This window comes from Streptomyces cinereoruber, assembly GCF_009299385.1.
GTDB classification, from domain to species: domain Bacteria; phylum Actinomycetota; class Actinomycetes; order Streptomycetales; family Streptomycetaceae; genus Streptomyces; species Streptomyces bikiniensis.
Map to the genome: position 1 here is coordinate 2,958,137 of NZ_CP023693.1, position 20,377 is coordinate 2,978,513.

Consider the following 20,377-nt stretch of genomic DNA (forward strand, 5'->3'; position numbering starts at 1 on the left):
CCACCGGCTCATGTCAGTCACCAGAAGTCGGGGGCGTTCACCTCTCCGGCGGTGCGGACCGGGCCCGTCGCGGGGTCGCCCGGCACGGCCTCGCGCCGGACCGGGCTCGCCTTGCACGTGTAGGGGCCGTCCGGAGGCCGGCGTCCGCCCACCGCCCCCTCCCGTGGCCGGGGCCTGTCGTCTTCTCGGTAGGCTCGTTCCCGCCCCGGTGGCCCCGGGGCGTCGGAGCGACGGGGGAGACGAGCCGGTGGAGCAGGCGCGCGCGCAGCGGGAGTCCGCGCGGGAGATCGGGCCGTACCGGCTGATCACCCGCCTCGATCCGCCCGGCTCCGCCGTCCCCTGCCGCCGGTTCGTGGCCCGTGGCCGGGACGGGCGCACGGTCCTGCTGAGCGTCCCGCTGCCGGGTGCCGACCCGGTCCGCTTCGCGGCGGAGGCGGAGGCGGGGCGCCATCTGGCGGGGCCGTGGATCGCTCCGGTGACGGAGGTGTCGGCGCCTTTCGCCGGGGGTGGAGCCATATCCGGCGCCCCCGACTCCTCCGCCGGTCAAGCCTGGTACACCACCCCCTACCTCCCCGTCCTCCCCCTCCCCGTCGCCCTCGCCGTCCACGGCGGGCCGCTGCCCGAGGCGGCCGTGCGGGGGCTCGGGGGCGTGCTCGCCGAGACGCTCGCCGCCGTGCACGCCGGGGGCCTCGCGCACGCCGGGGTCTCCCCCGCCGCCGTGCTGATCGCCGCCGGCGGGCCACTGCTGAGCTGTTTCGGAGCGGTACGGGCCGCCGGGCCCGACGGCGAGCCGCGCGCCGGGCTGCCCGGGATCGACCCCGGCGCCCTCGCCCCCGAGCAGGCGGCCGGAGGACGGCCGCGCCCGCCGGGGGACGTGTTCGCGCTCGGCGCCGTCCTCGCGTACGCCGCCACCGGGCACACCGTGCCCGAACGTGACGAACTCCCGCCCGGGCTGCGGCCGCTGGTCTCCGCCTGTCTGGCCCGCGACCCCGCCGACCGGCCCACCGCCGCCGCCCTGGCGGCCGCGTTCGCCCCGTCCGTGCCCGGCGCCCCGCTCCTCGCGCCCGGGTGGCTGCCCGGCCGGGTGGTCGCCGCGCTCGCCCGCCAGTCCGCCGAACTCCTCGCCGCCGAACTGCCGCCGCTCCCCGAGCGGGCCGCCACCGTCCCCGTACGCCCCTGAACACGTCCCCGACCCCCGCACGCCTCGAACACGCCCCCGCCCCCGGACCGCACGGACCTGACCTCATGCTGTCGCCCCTGACCCACGACGACCCGGCCGTCGTCGCCACGTACCGTCTCCTCGCCCGCCTCGGCTCCGGCGGCATGGGCACGGTCTACCTGGCGCGCACCCCGGGCGGCCGGACGGTCGCCCTCAAGACCGTGCACGCCCGGCTCGCCGCCGACCCCGCCTTCCGCAGCCGGTTCCGGCTGGAGACGGACGCGGCGCGGATCATCGGCGCGCGCCACGGCGCGGCCGTCGTGGACGCCGATCCGCTGGCCGAGACCCCCTGGCTGGCCACCGAGTACGTCCTCGGGCCGCCCCTGGACGACGCCGTCGCGCTCGGCGGCCCGCTGCCCGAGCCGACCGTCCGCGCCCTGGGCGCCGCGCTCGCCGGAGCCCTCGCCCAGCTGCACTCCTCGGACGTGGTCCACCGCGACCTGAAGCCCTCGAACGTCCTCGTCACCGCCCACGGCCCGAAGGTCATCGACTTCGGCATCGCCCGCGCGGCCGGCGACGACCACCTCACGCGCACGGGGGCGGCGGCCGGCACCCCGGCGTTCATGTCGCCGGAGCAGGCGAGCGGGCAGGAGCACGCCCCGGCGGGCGACGTGTTCGCGCTCGCCGGCGTCCTCGTCTTCGCGGCCACCGGCCACGGCCCCTTCGGCACCGGCTCCCCCGCCGACCTGCTGTACCGCGTGCGGTACGCCGAACCCGACCTCACCGGCGTACCGGAGGCGCTGCTGCCGCTCCTGACCGCGTGCCTCGACAAGGACCCGGCGGCCCGCCCCACCACCGCCGTCCTCGTGGAGCGGTTGCACGACGGGCACGGGCAGTTCGCGGACCACCTGCCCCCGCTGGTGCTCGCCGACATCGGCCGCCGGGCGACCGACGTGTGGCTGCACGCCCCGCACCGGCTCCCGGCCCCGGAGGGGCCCGTCGCGGCGGAGACCGTGCCCGCCGCCCCGCTCTCCCGCCGCCGGCTGTTCTCGGTGGGCGGCGCCGCCCTGCTCGGGGCGGCGGGCGCGGGCGGCGGCCTGTGGGCGTGGCGGAGCGGGCGGCAGGACGGCCCCCCGGCCGGCGGAGGGTCCGCCGGGCCCACCGCCGTCCCCGCCACGACGGCCGCCGACGGGGCGCCCGCGCCGCTGTGGCAGGGGAAGGCGTTCGACCGCGAGCAGCGGATCACCCCGCTGGTCGCGGACGGCGTCGTCGGCTTCGCCGAGACCACGGAGTTCCGGGCGCTCGACATGCGCGACGGCACCGTGCTCTGGTCCGAGAGCGCGGTGATGGAGCCCTCTCAGGTCACCACCGACGGCACGGTCTTCTACATGTCGAGCGGCGAGTTCGAGGGCCCCGGCGTCCTCCACCTCCGTACGCGCGGGGCCCTCGGCGGCGGGGGGACGTCCCGGACGATCGACCTGAAGGGCTTCGAGGGCTCCTACAAGGGAACGGAACTCCTCACCGCCTCCGACGGCGTGCTCTTCGCGTCCTCCCGGCGGGGCGACTGGGACGTCACCGGGGACCGGGACGACGTCGGCTGGCACCTGATCGCCGTCGACGTGCGCGCGGGCCGGGAGCTGTGGCGGCAGCCGTACGCCTGGGGCAACGTCCGGCCCTGGCTCTCCCGGATCGTCGGCGACCGGCTGGTCCTCGGCAAGAACAGCGACGACCTGGACTCCTTCCTGGTCCAGGCGCGCGACCTGCGCACCGGCCGGCAGCTGTGGCAGCGGCGGCTGCCCCTGAAGGACTCCTCCTCGTACATCCCCGGCCAGTTGGTGACCGACGAGCGGCACGTCTACCTGGGCGGCGACCGGCTGCGGGCGCTGCGGCTCACGGACGGCTCCGTCGCCTGGGAGTACGGCTCCGGCTCCGCCACCACCTCGTACGGGGTGCCGGCCGTCGCCAACGGCCTGGTCCACGCGCAGGAGAAGAGGGAGACCCCCGGCCTGGTGTCCGTCGGGGCCGACAACGGCCGCAGGCACCGGGCGGAGGCGCCGTCCGGGCGCCCCCTGGCCCCGTACTTCTTCGCCACCCCCGTGGTCGGCGAGAAGTACGTGTACACGCCCGTGCGGGGCGGTCTCAACGCGGTCGCCCTGGACGGCTACCGCTCGGACTGGGTGTTCCGGACGGAGGCGAACCGCTTCGTGACCGACAAGGGGAGGACCCGGCTCTTCGGGGCGGGAGAGAAGACCGTGGTGTCCCTCCCGTTCGCCTGACCAACCCGAACCCGAACCCGTCCGCCCCCTCCCCCGAAAAAGATCCCCTACCCGGAAGCATCCCCATGACCCCTCAGCCCCTCGCCGCCGGCGACCCGCTCCGGCTCGGCCCGTACCGGCTCCTCGGCGTCCTCGGCGAGGGCGGCATGGGCAAGGTCTACGTCGGCCGGGACGGCGCCGGGACGCCCGCCGCCGTCAAGGTCCTCCACCCCGAGCTCGCCCACGACCCGCACCTCGCCCAGCGGTTCGTCCGCGAGGCCGAGATGGCGCGGGCGGTCACGAGCACGGGCGTGGCGCGGATCCTGGGGGCGCACACGGAGGGCGGGCGGCCGTGGATCGCGGCCGAGTTCCTCGCCGGGCCGACCCTGGACGACGCCGTCCGCGCGTACGGACCGATGGATCCGCCGGCGGTCCGCGCGCTCGCCGACCGGCTCGCCCGGGCGCTGTACGACATCCACGCCGCAGGCCTGGTCCACCGCGACCTGAAGCCCGCGAACATCGTGCTGACCGCGACCGGCCCCCGCGTCATCGACTTCGGCATCGCCCGCCCCGAGCACGGCCTCACCCTCACCACCACGGGGCAGATCCCGGTCACCCCCGGCTACGGGGCCCCGGAGCAGGTCCTCGGGCAGCGCGTCGGCCCGCCCGCCGACGTCTTCTCGCTCGGCGCGGTCCTGGTGTACGCGGCGAGCGGGCGGCGCGCCTTCGACGGCGCGCACGTGGCGGCGCTCCAGTACGAGGTGGTGCACGGCGCCCCGGACCTGGACGGGGTGCCGCCGGAGCTGCGGGAGCTGATCGGCCCGTGCCTGGCGAAGGACCCGGCGCTCCGTCCGGCGCCCGCGCGGATCGCCGCGGCCTTCGCGCCGCCGAAGGGCGCGGACCGGGTGTGGCGCAAGGGGCCGCTGGCGGAGGACGTCAAGCGGCGCGAGGCCGAGGTGAAGCGCCTGGCGGCGCCCGCCGACGCCACCGTGCCGGGGTCCGGCTCGCCGTCCCGGCGGCGCTTCCTCACCGGCGCCGCCGTGGGCGTGGCGGTCCTGGGCGCGGGCGGCGGGGCGGGCGCCTGGTGGCTGAGCCGGGGCAGGGGGGTGTCGACCGCCGACGTGCCGCCGGCCGCGGCGACCCCCGAGGCGGCCTTCGTCTCGGCCGTCGACCTCGAACCGGGCCAGGCCCCCGACCCCCTGTGGGGTCCGGTCGGCGGGGCGGCGCCCGGGGACGAACCGCCGCTGCCGGTACGGGACGTGGTGGTCGTACGGGCGAAGGGGGGCGGCCTGCTCGCCCTGTCCGTCACGGACGGGAAGGAGCGGTGGCGGGCGGAGGAGGTCGACGCGGGCGCCGGTTTCGTCTCCGTCGCGGACCGGATGGTCGTCGGCGTGGACAAGGGCGGCGCCCTGTGCGCGTTCGTCGCCTCCACCGGCCGGTCCGTCTGGCGGAGCGGGTCCGACGCGGCCGCCGTTCTCGCGTCGGACGGCACCCGCGTCTACCTGGTGACGAAGGAGAACGAGGTGCGGGCCGTCGACGCCTGGACCCTCGCCACCGCCTGGACCCGCCCCATGACCTCGCCCCGCTCCCCGAACGGCCCCGCGCGGGCCCTCGTGGGCGAGGGACGGCTCGTGATCCACGGCAGGGACGGCAGGGCCGCGGCCCTCCACACCGAGACGGGCGAGAAGGCCTGGGAGTTCACGGGCCACGGCACCGGCGGGCAGTTCCCGTCCCTCAGCAGCAACATCGTCTACTTCGGCGGCCCCACGCTGATCGCCCGCCGCGTCGACCGGGGCGACCTCCTCTGGAAGGAGGAGGCCGCGGACAAGGGCGTCGGCTGGGGCTCCCCCGTCGCGGACGGCTTCACCGTCTTCGCGGTCAACGCCGCCCACGCCCACCGCTACAACAGCTCGTCGGCCTACCTCAACGACGACAAGGCGTGGCAGGTGGACCTGGAGGCCAAGGGCCCCGGCACGCTCGCGCCCCCGGCCGTGGAGGGCGCGACGGTCTGGCTGCACGCCCCCGACAGCAGCTACCTCAGGGCCGTCCACAAGGAGACCGGCGACTCCCTCTTCTCCCTCAGCATGCCGGGCGGGGGCACCTATCGGATGGCGGGCGGAGGCAACCGCGTCTTCCTCGTCCGGGGCGGCCGGATCGCGGCGATGCCGGTGTACGGGGAGTGAGCCGGGTCTCCTCCGTACCGGCGCCGGTACGGAGGAGACCCTGACGGGCCCTAAGCGCTGGGCGTCGCCACCGCCGCCTGCGGGCGGATCGGGAGGCGGTTGACCGGGCGGCCCGTGGCCGCGCGGACCGCCGCCGCCACGGCGGCGGGGGAGGTGACGACGGGGACGGCGCTCGCGGGCTTGGCGCCGAAGGGGGCCACCACGTCGCGCTCCTCGACCAGTTTGACGATCCGGACGTCCGGGGCGTCCAGGGAGGTCGGGAGGGCGTAGCCGGTGAAGTCCGGGTGGCGGACCAGGCCGCGGGCGGTGCGCAGGTTCTCGGTGAGGGCCGCGCCGACGCCCTGGGTGACGCCCGCCTCGATGCGGGTGGCGAGCTGGGCCGGGTTGAGGATCCGGCCGACGTCCTGGGCGACGGCCATCTCCACGACCCGTACGGCGCCGAGTTCGACGTCCACGTCCACGACCGCGCGGATCGCGCAGAACGCGAGGCCCACGAAGGCGTCGCCCTGGCCCGCGTCGTCAAGGGGTTCGGTGGGGTGCGGGCGGCACTGGGCGGTGGCCCACAGCTCCTTGCCGTCGAGCGCCTCGGTGACCGTCGTGGAGAGCACGCCGTCGTACGAGGTGATCTTGCCGTCGGTGATCTGGAGCAGTTCGGTGGACATGCCGAACTTGTGGGCGAGCGGCTGGAGGAGCTGGGTGCGGACCATCTTCGCGGCCCGCTCCACGGCCCCGCCCGAGACCCAGGTGTGCCGGCCGTGGGCGGCCGGTCCGGCGGGCGGCTGGTCGGTGTCGACGGGCGCGACGTGCACCTCCTCGATGCCGAGGGTCTCCTGCACGATCTGGCGGGCGAGCGTGGAGAAGCCCGAACCGGTGTCCACGGCCGAGCAGATGACCGTCGCCACCCCGTCCGCGACCCGTACGGTCGCCGTCGAGACCTCGTCGGTGCCCTCCGCGCCGAGCATGTGGACCATGCCGAGCGCGTAGCCCACGCCCCGCCGCACCGCGCCGGGTTCGCCCGCGCCCTCGGGGCCGCCGGGCAGCAGCCACTCGCCCTCGGGGATGTCCTTGGGCAGCGGCGGCAGCGGGAAGTCCCGTACGGCGGAGAGGAGTTCGGCGACCGGGGCCGGGCAGGTGACCGTCTGGCCGGTGGGCAGGAGGTCGCCGGTCGCCATGACGTTCCGCATGCGCAGCTCGGCCGGGTCCACGCCCAGTTTGGCCGCGAGCTTGTCCATCTGCGCCTCGTACGCGGCGCACACCTGCATCGCGCCCTCGCCCCGCACGTGCCCGGACGGCGGGTTGTTGGTGCGGACGGCCCAGCCCTCGACGAAGGCGTGCGGGACGACGTACGGGCCGCAGGCGAAGGCCACGGCCGCCGCCAGGGACTCGGACGAGGAGTCGGCGTACGCGCCGCCGTCGAGCAGGATCTGCGCCTCCACCTTCACCAGGCGCCCCTCCGCGTCCGCGTGGTGGCGGTAGCGCAGCAGGGTGGGGTGGCGGTGGGCGTGTCCGAGGAAGGACTCCTCGCGCGTGGCGGTGAGCTTGACCGGGCAGCCGGTGCGCAGCGCGAGCAGGCCCAGCGGGATCTGGAAGCCCGGGTCCTCGCGGTCGCCGGTGGCGCCCGGGACGCCGGTGACGACCAGTTTGACCTGCTCGGGCGTCAGGCCGAAGCAGGCGGCGGCCAGGTCCCGGTCGGTGTGCGGGTCGGTGGAGGCGGTGTAGAGCTCGACGCCGCCGTCGGGGCGCGGGACGGCGAGACCGGCCTCGGCGCCGATCGGCGCCGGGTCCTGCCGCCCGATCCGGTACAGGCCCTCGACGACGACCTCACCGGTCGCCTCCGGGTCGCCGAAGCGGAGCGGGATGTGCCGGATGAGGTTCCCGTCGGGGTGCAGCGGCTCGGCCGCGAACGCCTTCTCGGGGTCGGTGACCGGTTCGAGGACCTCGTACTCGACGGCGATGGCGGCGGCGGCGAGCCGGGCCGTGTCGGGGTGGTCGGCGGCGACGGCCGCCAGGGCCTCGCCGTGGTGCCGGACCAGGTCGGAGGCGAAGACCGGCCGGTCGGCGACCCGGCGCCCGTAGGTGGCCGCGCCCGGCACGTCGGCGGCGGTCACCACGGCCCGTACGCCCGGCATGGCGACGGCGGCGGAGGTGTCGACCGAGACGATCCGGGCGTGCGGGTGCGGGGAGCGCAGGATCGCGGCCCACAGCAGGCCCTCGGCCCACAGGTCGGAGGCGTACGGGAAGGTGCCCTCGGTCTTCGCCCGGGACTCGGCCTGCGGGAGCGAGGCGCCGAGGCCGTGGGCGGCCGGCTCCTGCCCGAGGGGACCGAGGGGCCCGGGGACGTCCGTGACCGTGACCGTGGGAACGGCGGTGGTCGCGTCGCTGCTCACGCCTTGCCTCCGTCGTGCGGGTGCGGGATCTGGTGCGGGATGCGGGCGTCGCCGGAGGCCTCGGGCGCGTGGGCGGCGGCGGCCTCGCGCTCGGCGACGACGTCCTTCACGGCGTCGAGGACGCCCCGGTAGCCGGAGCAGCGGCACAGGTTGCCGGCGAGTGCCTGGCGGGTCTCCAGTTCGGTGGGGGCGTGGTTGCCCTCCAGGAGGTCGTGCACGGTCATGCACATGCCGGGGATGCAGAAGCCGCACTGGACGGTGCCGCAGCGGGCCATGGCCCGCTGCACGTCGGAGGGCTCGCCGTCGACCGCCAGGCCCTCGACCGTCCGCACCTCGCTCCCGGCGGCGGTCGCCGCGGGGACCAGGCAGGAGGCCACGAGCCGCCCGTCGACCTGCACGTTGCACGCGCCGCACTCGCCCTGCGAGCAGCCGTCCTTGGCCCCGGCGAGCCCGAGGCGCTCGCGCAGGACGTAGAGCAGCGACTCGCCGATCCAGGAGCCGGTGACGGGCCGGTCCACGCCGTTGACCCGGAGGGTGTACGAGGTGTGGGGGTGTTCGTCGCTGTCGGTGGAGGCGTGGACCTCCGCCGCGACGGCGGGCACGGGGTCGGGAACGTCCGTGTCGAGGACGGTCTCCGCGCGGAGACCGGCGTCCGCGTCGGGGACCGGATCCGCTTCGGGGACGTCCGGGCCGGGGGCCTCCGGTACGGCTCCGGGGGCGTCCTGCGCGGCTTCGGGAGCCGCCTCGGGGCCCGGGCCCGCCCCGGGGGCGCCGGGAGCCTCGGGGGCTTCCCGTACGGCCTCCTGTACGGCTTCCGGGGCCGCGTCCTCGGCGGCGGGCTCCCCGGCGTACTCCTCCGCGTGCTCCTCGACGGCCTCCGGCTCGGGCCCGGCCTCGGGCTCCGGCTCCTCCCGGAGCGCCCAGGGCGCGGGCGCGCCGCCCGGAAGGGTCGCCGGGGCCTCGGCGGGGATCTGCCACTGGCCCGTGTCACCGGGGCCGGGAGCCGGCGCGGGCGCGGGGGCGTGCTCCGCCGTCTCCGCGAAGCGCCACTCGGCCGTGGCGTGCGGGTCCTGCCCGCCGTACCCGGACCCGTCGTCGGGCCGGTCGAAGGACGCGCCCTGCTGCTCGAAGTACTCGAAACCGCCCTGGTCGCCCTCGAAGCCCTGCGGCCGCTCGAAGCCCTGCGGCCCTTCGTACTCCTGCGGCCCTTCGTACCCCTGCGTCTGCTCGTACCCCTGCGGCGGTTCGAACCCCTGCGGCTGCCCGGCCTCGTAGCCCTGCTCCGGCCCGTACCCCTGGCCCTGCGCGTGGTCGAAGTACGGCCGTACCGGCTCCGCCTCCACCGGCGGGTGGACCGGCCAGCCGCCGGTGGCCCCCGGGTCGGTCGCCGGGGGCGGGGAGAGCGGCTGGAGCGGGGTGATCATCGGCGGCACGTAGCCGTGGCCGGGCGCCTCCAGGGGCACGCCGTCCAGCATGAAGTCCGGCGGCAGCTGCACGAAGGCGGTCGCGTCGCCGTCGTACCCCTCGCTCTGCGGGATCGGCTCCCAGCCGCCCTGGTTGCCCTGCTGTTCGTCGCTGCTCACGCGAGTGCCCTCCCCAGTGCCCGTCGGGCGAGTGCGGCGACGGTGCGCCGCAGGTGCAGTACGGCCGGGGGCAGCTGCTCGCCCCCTTGCGGGTCCGGGATGCAGGCGGCGGCGACGTACTCGCCGAACGCCGTCAGCGCCTCCGGCGCGAGCCCCCGGTCGTTGTCCCAGTCCACCAGCGAGGCGATCCAGCGCTCGGCCTCCAGGGGGCGCAGCGGCATCGGCGCGACGGCGCCGACCGCGCAGCGCACCCCGCGCCGGGCCGGGTCGAGGACGACGGCGACGGAGGCGGTGGCGCGGGCCGGGCCGGTGCGGCCGGTGGCCTTGACGAAGACCTGCGGGGCGTGGAGCAGCGGCACCCGGACGAAGGCCACGAGCTCGCCGGGGGCGAGCAGGTCGCGGCCCGCGAGCAGGTGGGAGACGGGGATCTCGCGGCTGCCGAGCGGCCCGAGGACGACGAGGTCGGCCTCCAGGGCGGCGAGGACGGGCAGCGAGTCGCCGGTGGGCGCGGCGGTGACGACGTTGCCGCCGAGGGTGCCGGCGTTGCGGATCTGCGGCGGCCCGGCCGCGCGGGCGGCGGCGGCGAGGGCCGGGATGAGGGCGGCGAAGTCGGGGCGGCCCATGCGGGCGTGGGTGAGGCCCGCACCGAGGAGGGCGTGGCCGTCCTGGTACTGCCAGCCGCGGATCTCGTTGATGCGGCTCAGGCCGACGAGTCCGGCGGGCCTGAGCTGGCCCTTGTTGACGGCGGCCATGAGGTCGGTGCCGCCGGCGACGGGGACGGCCGCCGGCATGGCCGTGAGCGCCGCGACGGCCTCGTCGAGCGAGGCGGGCAGCGTCACGGCCTGCGCCGTCTGTGGTGCGTGCGTGGTCAACCCGCTGCCCCTTCCCGGTGTCCCGGCGGTCCCCGACTGTGCCCGGCCGTCGCGCCTGCGTGTGGGCGTACCGTACGTGCTCACAGGCCGGACGTGGCAACTCTGGCACATCTTCCGGGCCGTCCGGCGCGAGGGTCCGCGAAGGACTGTTCCGTCCGGGACGTCCCGGGAGCGGCGGGGAGTTCCGTTTCGCCGCTCTTGGACGGCGGGGTTCACCGCTCCCGGGTGACGGGGCCGCGAAGGGCCTCACACGTTCGGGGGCGTTCCTTCCAGGGGCCTGCCGAGGACTCCGGGGCGCCGCTGCCGGGGCAGGGGTCCGGCGGGGGGCCGGTAGTCGACGCCGAGGGCGTCCAGGCGCCGGTAGTGGGTGTCCATGCGGCGCTCGAAACCGGTGTAGTCGCGCTCCCCGGGGGCGGGGAGCGCGGACCAGGCGACCTCGGCGAAGGCGGCGAGGCGGGGGAAGACCTGGTAGTCGACGCGGGAGCGGTTCTCCATCACCTCGGTCCAGACGTTGGCCTGGGTTCCCAGGATGCGGGCGGCGGCCTCCGGGGAGAGGCCGGGCGGGACGGGCTCGAAGCGGTAGACGTCCTCCAGGGTGCGGACGTACCCGATGGGCATCGGCTCGTCCTCGCCGGGCGCCTGCCGGTGGTCGAGGTAGACGTGCTGCTCGGGGCACATGACGACGTCGTGCCCGGCCTCGGCGGCGGCGATCCCGCCCGCGTAGCCGCGCCAGGAGGAGACGGCGGCGCCCTCGGCGAGTCCGCCCTCCAGGATCTCGTCCCAGCCGATCAGACGGCGTCCGCGGGCGGTGAGCCAGCGGTCGAAGTGGCGGACGAACCAGGACTGGAGCTCGTCCTCGTCGGCGAGGCCGAGTTCCCTCATGCGGGCCTGGGCGGCCGGGGAGGCCTTCCACTGGTCCTTGGGGCACTCGTCGCCGCCGACGTGCACGAAGGGGGACGGGAAGAGCTCCAGGACCTCCTCGAAGACGCCCTCGTAGAAGCGGAGGACCTCCTCCGTGGGGGCGAGGACGTTCGGGTTGACGCCCCAGGTGTCCCAGACGGTGAGGGCGGCGGTGTCGACGACGTCGGTGTTGCCGAGTTCGGGGTACGCGGCGATGGCGGCCTGCGAGTGGCCGGGGAGGTCGATCTCGGGGACGACGGTGATGTGCCGCTCGGCGGCGTAGGCGACGATCTCGCGGATGTCGTCGCGGGTGTAGAAGCCGCCGTGCGGGGTGTCGGTCCACAGCGGCGAGGCCCGGTGGCCCCACTTGCTGCGGGCCCGCCAGGAGCCGACCTCGGTGAGCCTCGGGTGGCGCTCGATCTCGATGCGCCAGCCCTGGTCGTCGGTGAGGTGGAAGTGGAGGACGTTCAGCTTGTGGGCGGCGAGGAGGTCGAGCAGGCGCAGGACGTCGTCCTTGGGCGTGAAGTGCCGGGAGACGTCGAGCATGAGGCCGCGCCAGCCGAACCGGGGCCGGTCCTCGACCGTGGTGTGCGGGAGGGTCCACGCCCGGTCCGTCACGGGCGCCCGGCGGTACGCGTCGGGGCCGAGGAGCTGGCGGAGGGTCTGGGCCCCCCAGAACACCCCGGCCGGGCCGCCGCCCTCGACGAGGACGGCCGCGCCGGGGGCCCCGGTGGTCAGCCGGTACCCCTCGGGGCCGTGCTCCCGCGCCACCTCCTCGCTGATCCGGAGGCGTACGGCGCGCTCCCCCGTTCCGTCGGGGAGCGGCAGCCCGGTGGCGGCGCCCAGGTCGGCCCGCAGCCGGCGGGCGGTGCCCTCGGTGCCGGGCCCGGCGTCGAGCACGGTCCGTGCGTCGAGCGTGACGTGCCCGGGGGCACTCCCCCGGTGTTCGGCCGACAGGGGCGCCGGGATCAGGTCCATGGAATCGGTCATCGCGTCAGTCCTTCACCGCCCCGCCGAGGCCCGAGACCAGGCGGCGCTGTACGAGTACGAAGAAGACGAGGACCGGGACGGTCATCACGGTCGAGCCGGCCATGATGCCTCCCCAGTCGTTCTCGTCGGGCTTGAAGAAGACGAGCAGGGCCATGGGCAGGGTCGACTGCGAGGTGTCGCTGATGATGAACGACTTCGCGAAGAGGAAGTCGTTCCAGGTGGAGATGAACGAGAAGACGCTGGTGGCGACCAGGCCGGGGAAGACCAGCGGGAAGAGGATCTGCCACAGGAACCGGGTGCGGCTCGCGCCGTCGATCTGGGCCTGCTCCTCCAGGGCTTCCGGAACCGCCCGGACGAAGCCGCGCAGCATCCAGATCGCGAACGGCAGGGAGAACGCGATGTGCGGCAGGATCAGCGAGCCGAGGGTGTTGAGCTGCCCGAAGTCCCGCATGAGGAAGAACATCGGGATGGTCAGCGCCTCGACGGGCACCATCTGGGCGACCAGGAACATGATCAGGAGCGTCGTCCGGAACCTGAACCGGAACCGGGTGACGGCGGTCGCCGCGAGGAAGGCGATGAGCGCGGAGGCGAGGACGACCGTGACCGCCACGATCAGCGAGTTGAGGAAGTAGCGGCCGAAGTCCTGCTGTTCGAAGACGCGCCGGAAGGAGTCCAGGGACGGCGAGAGCGTCCAGGGGCGCGGGTTCGTGGACTGGATCTCGCCGGCCGGCTTGAAGGCCGAGAGGACCATCCAGTACAGCGGGAAGGCGGTGGCGGCGGCGACGAGGAGCGCGGCGGCCTCGGCGGCGAGGCGCCCGGGGCGCCTGACGCCCAGTGTCCGGAGAGCGTTCAAAGTTCTTCTCCCTGGCGTCGCAGCAGGCGCAGGTAGACGAGCGTCACGGCCAGCAGGATCAGCAGCATGACGACGCCGATCGCCGAGCCCAGGCTGTACTGGGACGAGGCGAAGGCCTTCTGGTAGGCGTACACGTTGAGGACGAGGTTCTGGCCGGCGATGCCGCCGCCGTTCGTCATCACGTAGATCTGGGTGAAGAGCTTGAAGTCCCAGATGATCGACTGGATCGTGACGACGACCAGGATGGGCCGGAGCATCGGTGCCGTGACCGAGCGCCAGATCCGCCACTGGGAGGCGCCGTCGAGGGCGGCGGCCTCCAGGACCTCGGTGGGGACGGCCCGGATGCCCGCGTAGACGGTGACCATCACGAACGGGAAGGAGCACCAGACGACTTCGAGGAGGACGAGGGCGAAGGCGCTGTACCGCCCGTACGTCCAGGAGAAGTCGCCGAGTCCGAGGAGCCGGTTGACGGGGCCGAAGTCGGGGTCGAAGAGGAAGACCCAGACGGTGGAGCCGGTGACGGCGGGGGTGGCCCAGGCGCCGAGCGCGGCCATCATCAGGACGAGCCGGGGCAGGGCACGCACGCGCGTGAGGAGGACCGCGAGGGCGCAGCCGACGGCGAGGGTGGTGACGACGCAGGCGGCGGCGAAGACGACGGTGGCGAGGAGGACCTGCCAGAACTGGGGGTCGGAGAAGAGCGTCGCGTAGTTCCCGAACCCCTGGAACGAGGTGTGTTCGCCGCCGCTGACCTGGGCCTGGGTGTACTCCAGGAAGGAGATCAGGCCCAGCTGGTAGACGGGGTAGACGAGGAGCGCGCCGAGGACGACGAGGGCGGGCAGCAGGTACAGCCAGGGGGTCCAGGCGCCGGGGCGCCGGGGGCCGCGGGTCCCGGGGGCGGGGCCCGCGGCCGCTGCGGGCCGCTTCTCGACGGGCGGGGTGAGCCGGGTGGTCATGGGGGTCAGCCGGCCGGCGCGAAGGCCGCGTCCATCTTCTTCGCGGCGTCGTCCGCCGCCGCCTTGACGTCCTTACGGCCGCTGACGATCTCCTGGAACATCGTGGGCAGCACGAGGGAGGCGTCGATCTGGCCCCAGCCGGGGGACGCGGGGACGAACTTCGTGCCGGCGGCGAGGGTGTCGGTGAAGGGCTTCACGAAGGGCTGCCGCCGGGCGGCGGCGGCGCGCGTGTCGGTGTACGTGGGCAGGAAGCCCATCGCGTCGAAGAGCCGGCCCTGGGTCTCCTTGCCGGTGAGGGACTTGAGGAGGTCGACGGCGAGGGTGCGGTGCGAGCTGCTCTTGAGGACGCCGATGTTGTTGCCGCCGGCGAAGGCGGGGGCGATCGAGCCGGGCGTGGTGCCGGGCAGCGGGACGACGGCGTACTTGCCCTTCACGGTGCCGGCCTCGACGGCCGCGTGACTGAAGTCGCCGCCGATGGCCATGCCGGCCTTGCCGGAGGCGAAGGCGGTGACGGTGGCGTTGCCGCCCATCTGGGCGCACTTGGCGGCCGGGCAGTTGTCGTCGCCGAAGAGCGAGGTGTACGTGGTGATGCCCTTGAGGGCTTCGGGGCTGTTGACGGCGGCCTTGTACGAGTCGCCCCGTCCGGTGGCGAGTTCGCCGCCGGCGGCCCAGACGAAGGGCATGGCGCCGTAGGTGTAGGCGCCGCCGACGGCGATGCCGTACAGCTCGGGCCTGGCCTTGCGGATCTTCTTGGCCGTCTCGACCAGCTCGGCCTGGGTCTTGGGGGCCGTCAGGCCCAGCTCCCGGAAGACGTCGGTGCGGTAGTAGAGGGCGCGGACGCCGACGAAGAACGGGGCGCCGTAGACCTTGCCGCCGACGGTGGCGGACTGGCGGGCGGTGGCGTCGGTGTCCTTCGCCTCGTCCCAGGCGGCGAACTCGGCGCTGATGTCGGCGAGGCCGCCGTCCTTGACGTATCCGGCGGTGTCGGTGTTGCCGTACTCGATGAGGTCGGGGGCCGACTTCGGGTCGTTGAAGGCGGCCTTGACGCGCTGGGCGCGGGTCTCGACGGGGATGTACTCGACCTCGACCTTCGCGCCCGCGTTCCGCTTCTCGAAGGCGGCGACGGCCTCCTCGACGACCTTCTCCTTGGGCTTGTTGCTCACCTCCTGGAAGAGCCAGACGCGCAGGGTGCCGCTCTTCTCGTCCGTCGCGGCCTTCCCGTTCGAGGTCTGGGGCGCGCAGGCGGTGGCGGTGAGCCCGGCCAGCAGGAGTACGGCGGCCGTGGCGGTGACGGGGGCAGGAAGCTTCATGGCGGTTCCCCTCCAGGTGCGTGCGTTGCAGCATGTGCAATGAGCGTTTCGCGCTGCACAACACGCGTGAGGCTAGGCGGACTCCGGGCGGCCCGACAAGAGGTCTCGACCACCTCAACCACTCCGTGACCGGGGAAAGCACCCTACGCAACGGGGACGCACTCCACCGGGACGGAAAAACGGAACGGCCCCCGCCGTGCGCGCCGAAGCACGCACGACGGGGGCCGTCACCGGATCTCCCCGACGTCGGGACCTGACTTACTTCTTGTCCTTGCCGCCCTTGTCCTTGTCGCCGCCGGCGCCCATGGAGTCGTAGATCTCCTTGCACATCGGACAGACCGGGTACTTCTTGGGGTCGCGCCCCGGTACCCAGACCTTTCCGCACAGCGCCACGACGGGCGTGCCGTCCAGGGCGCTCGCCATGATCTTGTCCTTCTGGACGTAATGGGCGTAGCGCTCGTGGTCGCCGTCACCGTGGGACACCTGCGGCGTCGGCTCGACGAGGGTCCCCGTACCTGCCCCGCGCTCGGGCTCGAGAGTGCTCATGGGACCCAAGGGTACCCATGCGGGCGCGGGAACCCGTGCCCCGCCGACGGCGCTCAACGGGCCGTCCGGGCGTCGGAGGCGGCCCGGGGGGCCGGGACCTCGGGGCCGGCCGGGGAGACCGGGGAGGCGGGGGGCGCGGGCTTCCAGCGGGCGGGGATGCGCCGCACCAGCCAGCGGTTGACGGGCTCCTCGACGAAGCGGTAGAGCGCCCAGGACATCGCCAGGACGACGAGGCCCATGCCGAGCATGGCGAAGAGCGCCGAGTCCTTGTCGGGGACCCGTCCCCACTCGTAGATGGAGAAGCGGATGACCGCGTGGTGCAGCAGGTAGAAGGCGTACGACCACACCCCGAGCAGGACGAGCGGCTTCTTGTTGAGGAGGCCGCGGTGACCCGCGATCTCCCGCTGCACGAAGGCGAAGATGATCAGCGCGGCGAGCACGGCGATCGTGGGCCGCAGCATGTACTCCAGCTGCGCGTCGTAACCGGAGGACAGCCGGGCGCGCAGCTGGAAGTAGCCGTAGACGTAGGCGAGCAGCAGCGCCAGCGGCACGAACGGGCGCAGCGGGAAGCGGGCGCCGCGGCGGATCAGCAGGGCGACCGTCATGCCGAGGAGGAACTGCGGCAGGTAGACGAGGGGGTGGCGCATGACCCAGCGGGCCGCGGCGGGGTCGAAGCTCTCGAAGGCCCACCAGTTGACCGCCCACATGCCGACGAGGCCGGCGACCGTCAGGGCGACGAGGAGCGGGGTGCGCATCCGGACGACGAAGCGGGCGAGCAGCGGGAACAGGGCGTAGAAGAGGATCTCGACGCTGAGGGTCCAGGTGACCGGGTTGCCCGGGAGCGTCGGGGTGGCCTCGGGGAGCCAGTTCTGCACGAGGAAGAGCGAGGCGATGAACGACTTCCACTCCACGGCCTGCTCGGCCCGGACGTAGAAGACGTAGTAGGCGAGCGCGGCGGCGACCAGGGACGCCGGCCAGATGCGCGCCACCCGGCGTATGTAGAAGGCCATCGGGTGTTCGCGGGGCTTGTACACCCAGGTCAGCAGGAATCCCGAGAGGACGAAGAAGAAGGTGACGCCGTGGCCGCCCATCTCCGAGTACGGGAAGATCGAGGGGGCCAGGCCGTAGCCCGTCTTGTTGCCGACGCCCGTGAAGTGGTGGGCGAACACGGCGAACGCCGCGAAGAATCTCAGACCCGTGAGCGAGTCGAGACGGGTGGGCAGCGCGGCTCCGACGGATTCGGCGGACGCCCGCTTCGGGACCCGGATGCTCCGGGCGGCGGTCATGACAGGCACGTGGTCATCTCTTGATCGTCGGGGCGCCTCGTGGGCTCGGGGGTCGGATTATCGTACGCACCACGCTCTTCTCCGAACAGGCGAGCGTCACTTCGAACCCCTGGAGCCCCCTCCCCACCACCTCGAAAGGGCCCGCCCCTCGATCGGGGAACGGGCCCTCCGGATACGCCGTGCCAGGCGGGGACGGGGCGTCCGGGCACGCCGCGCCAGGCGAGGAACGGAGCGTCCGGGCACACCGCGCCGACCGGGGAACGGGTCTCGTCCGGATACGCCGCGTCAGTTGAGGGACGGGTCGTCCGGGTACGTCGCGACCATCGCCAGCTCCCCGCGCTGCCGCCGCAGCACCTGCCGCCAGAGCGTCTCGGGCGTCGGCGAGGAGACGTCGCCGGGCTCCGACTCGACCACGTACCAGGCCCCGTCGCCCAGCTCCGTCTCCAGCTGGCCCGGGCCCCAGCCCGCGTACCCGGCGAAGATCCGCAGCGAGCCGAGCGCCGGTCCCAGCAGCTCGGGCGGGGCCTCCAGGTCGACCAGGCCGATCGCGCCGTGCACCCGCCGCCAGCCGAGCGGCCCCTCGTCGCCGGGGATCACGGCGACGCCGAGGGCCGCGTCGAGGGAGACGGGGCCGCCCTGGAAGACCACGCCGGGCTCGCCGGCGAGGTCCGCCCAGGAGGCGAGGACGTCACCGACGGTGACCGGCGTCGGCCGGTTGAGGACCACGCCGAGCGAGCCCTCGTCGTCGTGGTCGAGCAGCAGCACCACCGCGCGGTCGAAATTCGGGTCCGCGAGGGCGGGGGTGGCCACGAGCAGCCGTCCTGTGAGCGAGGACACCTCGGTCATGCGAGACATGATCCCGCATCTTCGGCGTTCGCGTGGCCCGTCGGGCGCGAACGCGGGAAGGCCGGGGGCCGCCGCAGTTCAGAGGGGACGGGGCGGAGCGGCGCGACCGGGCCGCCGGGGCAACCGGACGGTGACGCTCCGCAAGAGCGCGAGAACGGAGGGTGTTGTACCGGATTCATTACGTCTGAGGGGTCCCCCCGAGCATCCGAACGAGGTTCCATGGGCCCTTACCCTTTTCACTGGCCCCCCGTCGGACCCACTTTCGGAACGCGAGATTCATGACCGGCACAGACAGCCATGACGTACTGCTTGTCCACGGCGGCACCCCGCTGGAGGGCGAGATCCGCGTCCGCGGCGCGAAGAACCTCGTGCCCAAGGCGATGGTCGCCGCCCTGCTCGGCAGCGGCCCCAGCCGCCTGCGCAACGTGCCAGACATCCGTGACGTCCGCGTGGTCCGCGGACTGCTCCAGTTGCACGGAGTGACGGTCCGCCCGGGCGACGAGCCCGGCGAGCTCGTCCTCGACCCGACGCACGTCGAGTCCGCGAACGTCGCCGACATCGACGCCCACGCCGGCTCGTCCCGCATCCCGATCCTCTTCTGCGGCCCGCTGCTCCACCGCCTCGGCCACGCCTTCATCCCGGGTCTGGGCGGCTGCGACATCGGCGGCCGGCCGATCGACTTCCACTTCGACGTGCTGCGCCGGTTCGGCGCGACGATCGAGAAGCGGGCGGACGGGCAGTACCTGGAGGCCCCGCAGCGCCTTCGCGGCTGCAAGATCCGGCTGCCGTACCCCTCGGTCGGCTCGACCGAGCAGGTGCTGCTCACGGCGGTGCTCGCGGAGGGCGTCACCGAGCTGTCGAACGCGGCCGTGGAGCCCGAGATCGAGGACCTGATCTGCGTCCTGCAGAAGATGGGCGCGATCATCTCCATGGACACCGACCGGACCATCCGGATCACCGGTGTCGACAAGCTCGACGGCTACACCCACCGGGCGCTCCCGGACCGCCTGGAGGCTGCCTCCTGGGCGTCGGCGGCGCTGGCGACCGGCGGCAACATCTACGTGCGCGGCGCCCAGCAGCGCTCGATGATGACCTTCCTCAACACGTACCGGAAGGTCGGCGGCGCCTTCGAGATCGACGACGACGGCATCCGCTTCTGGCACCCGGGCGGCTCGCTCAACGCGATCGCCCTGGAGACGGACGTGCACCCCGGCTTCCAGACCGACTGGCAGCAGCCGCTGGTCGTGGCCCTGACGCAGGCCTCCGGCCTCTCCATCGTCCACGAGACGGTGTACGAGTCGCGGCTCGGCTTCACCTCGGCCCTCAACCAGATGGGCGCGCACATCCAGCTGTACCGCGAGTGCCTGGGCGGCTCCGACTGCCGCTTCGGCCAGCGGAACTTCCTGCACTCGGCGGTCGTGTCGGGCCCGACCCGGCTCCAGGGCGCCGACCTGGTCATCCCCGACCTGCGCGGCGGCTTCTCGTACCTGATCGCGGCGCTGGCGGCCCAGGGCACCTCGCGGGTCCACGGCATCGAGCTGATCAACCGCGGCTACGAGAACTTCATGGAGAAGCTGGTCGAGCTCGGCGCCAAGGTCGAGCTGCCGGGCAGCGCGCTGGTCTAGCGGCGCCACGGAAACGCCCTGTACGGCTCCACACGCGCGTGGAGCCGTACAGGGCGTTCTGACAGGCGTACGAAAGGGCGGCCACCCCTTTACTGGGGTGGCCGCCCTTTCCTCGCCTACAGGCCGCTTACTTGCCCTTGGCGGCTTCCTTGAGCTTCGAGCCCGCGGAGACCTTCACGCTGTAGCCGGCCGGGATGTCGATCGGGTCGCCGGTCTGCGGGTTACGAGCGGTGCGAGCGGCACGGTGGGTGCGCTCGAAGGTCAGGAAGCCGGGGATGGTGACCTTCTCGTCGCCCTTGGCGACGACCTCGCCGACGGTCTCGGCGAGAGCGGCCAGCACGGCGTCGGCGTCCTTGCGGGTCACCTCGGCACGGTCGGCCAGGGCGGCCACCAGCTCACTGCGGTTCATGTTGTTACTCCCGTGTTCTTCTTGCCTGTGAGGCGTGCCACGCGGCGGAAGCCGCGCGATTGGGTACAGCGAAGCCGATGCTGCCAGGGCCTTCGGACAGTCCCCGGACCCGGGTCACATGGACAGACCCTCGCGCCCAAACACGCATCCTGCCCCCACCAGCGGCGGGAACGCCAATCCGGCACCCCCGCGGGTCGCGCGAAAAGCACCGGAACCCCGC

At 74.1% G+C, this 20,377-nt stretch carries 16 protein-coding genes; 4 read left to right on the plus strand and 12 right to left on the minus strand.

Annotation, left to right across the window (positions count from 1 at the left end; translation table 11 throughout):
- Positions 1-17: 17 nt before the first annotated feature.
- Positions 18-152 carry a hypothetical protein gene (locus CP977_RS35190; RefSeq protein ID WP_260321675.1) on the minus strand — a complete coding sequence of 45 codons (135 nt, stop codon included), beginning with the start codon at positions 150-152 and terminating at the stop codon, positions 18-20.
- Positions 153-247: 95 nt separating this feature from the next.
- Here CP977_RS35190 and CP977_RS13125 point away from each other — a divergent pair, with 95 nt between their 5' ends.
- The 3 genes from CP977_RS13125 to CP977_RS13145 all read left to right on the plus strand — a co-directional run bounded on the left by CP977_RS13125 (position 248) and on the right by CP977_RS13145 (position 5,597).
- A complete protein-coding gene (locus CP977_RS13125) occupies positions 248-1,180 on the plus strand; it encodes a protein kinase family protein (protein WP_152370145.1) in 933 nt (310 codons plus the stop codon).
- 65 nt (positions 1,181-1,245) lie between these two features.
- Entirely contained in the window at positions 1,246-3,435 is a 2,190-nt protein-coding gene (locus CP977_RS34050) for a protein kinase domain-containing protein (RefSeq protein WP_167308929.1), read from the plus strand.
- Positions 3,436-3,500: 65 nt separating this feature from the next.
- The gene (locus tag CP977_RS13145) at positions 3,501-5,597 is read left to right on the plus strand and encodes a serine/threonine-protein kinase (protein ID WP_152370146.1); all 2,097 of its coding nucleotides are present in this window, start codon (positions 3,501-3,503) and stop codon (positions 5,595-5,597) included.
- 50 nt (positions 5,598-5,647) lie between these two features.
- Here the strand turns inward: CP977_RS13145 and CP977_RS13150 are convergent, their stop codons facing one another.
- The 10 genes from CP977_RS13150 to CP977_RS13195 all read right to left on the minus strand — a co-directional run bounded on the left by CP977_RS13150 (position 5,648) and on the right by CP977_RS13195 (position 18,123).
- Positions 5,648-7,984: a xanthine dehydrogenase family protein molybdopterin-binding subunit gene (locus CP977_RS13150; RefSeq protein ID WP_062755189.1), complete on the minus strand. Its 2,337-nt coding sequence runs from the start codon at positions 7,982-7,984 to the stop codon at positions 5,648-5,650.
- Positions 7,981-9,567: a 2Fe-2S iron-sulfur cluster-binding protein gene (locus tag CP977_RS13155; protein ID WP_167308928.1), complete on the minus strand. Its 1,587-nt coding sequence runs from the start codon at positions 9,565-9,567 to the stop codon at positions 7,981-7,983. The genes CP977_RS13150 and CP977_RS13155 overlap by 4 nt, the downstream gene beginning before the upstream one ends.
- Positions 9,564-10,439 carry an FAD binding domain-containing protein gene (locus CP977_RS13160; RefSeq protein WP_062755184.1) on the minus strand — a complete coding sequence of 292 codons (876 nt, stop codon included), beginning with the start codon at positions 10,437-10,439 and terminating at the stop codon, positions 9,564-9,566. Before CP977_RS13160 ends, CP977_RS13155 begins: the two co-directional genes overlap by 4 nt.
- Before the next feature lie 246 nt (positions 10,440-10,685).
- On the minus strand, positions 10,686-12,329 hold the full coding sequence (locus CP977_RS13165; RefSeq protein ID WP_062755182.1) for a beta-N-acetylhexosaminidase: 1,644 nt from the start codon (positions 12,327-12,329) through the stop codon (positions 10,686-10,688).
- A 4-nt stretch (positions 12,330-12,333) separates the two neighbouring features.
- Entirely contained in the window at positions 12,334-13,182 is an 849-nt protein-coding gene (locus CP977_RS13170; protein WP_062755180.1) for a carbohydrate ABC transporter permease, read from the minus strand.
- Positions 13,179-14,135 (minus strand): carbohydrate ABC transporter permease, encoded by a 957-nt coding sequence (locus CP977_RS13175; RefSeq protein WP_152370147.1) that lies wholly within the window; start codon positions 14,133-14,135, stop codon positions 13,179-13,181. The genes CP977_RS13170 and CP977_RS13175 overlap by 4 nt, the downstream gene beginning before the upstream one ends.
- Before the next feature lie 5 nt (positions 14,136-14,140).
- A complete protein-coding gene (locus tag CP977_RS13180; protein WP_109186071.1) occupies positions 14,141-15,445 on the minus strand; it encodes an extracellular solute-binding protein in 1,305 nt (434 codons plus the stop codon).
- A 258-nt stretch (positions 15,446-15,703) separates the two neighbouring features.
- Entirely contained in the window at positions 15,704-15,991 is a 288-nt protein-coding gene (locus tag CP977_RS13185) for a DUF3039 domain-containing protein (protein WP_010470163.1), read from the minus strand.
- A gap of 53 nt (positions 15,992-16,044) precedes the next feature.
- Positions 16,045-17,277, minus strand: a complete 1,233-nt coding sequence (locus CP977_RS13190) for an acyltransferase family protein (RefSeq protein WP_229991637.1) — start codon at positions 17,275-17,277, stop codon at positions 16,045-16,047.
- A 285-nt stretch (positions 17,278-17,562) separates the two neighbouring features.
- Positions 17,563-18,123 carry a YqgE/AlgH family protein gene (locus CP977_RS13195; RefSeq protein WP_062755169.1) on the minus strand — a complete coding sequence of 187 codons (561 nt, stop codon included), beginning with the start codon at positions 18,121-18,123 and terminating at the stop codon, positions 17,563-17,565.
- A 278-nt stretch (positions 18,124-18,401) separates the two neighbouring features.
- On the opposite strand from CP977_RS13195, the gene murA reads away from it, so the two are divergent.
- Positions 18,402-19,748 (plus strand): UDP-N-acetylglucosamine 1-carboxyvinyltransferase, encoded by a 1,347-nt coding sequence (gene murA / locus CP977_RS13200; RefSeq protein ID WP_062755168.1) that lies wholly within the window; start codon positions 18,402-18,404, stop codon positions 19,746-19,748.
- A 127-nt stretch (positions 19,749-19,875) separates the two neighbouring features.
- On the opposite strand, the gene CP977_RS13205 is transcribed toward murA, so the two are convergent.
- On the minus strand, positions 19,876-20,157 hold the full coding sequence (locus tag CP977_RS13205) for an HU family DNA-binding protein (RefSeq protein WP_015033921.1): 282 nt from the start codon (positions 20,155-20,157) through the stop codon (positions 19,876-19,878).
- Positions 20,158-20,377 lie beyond the last annotated feature (220 nt).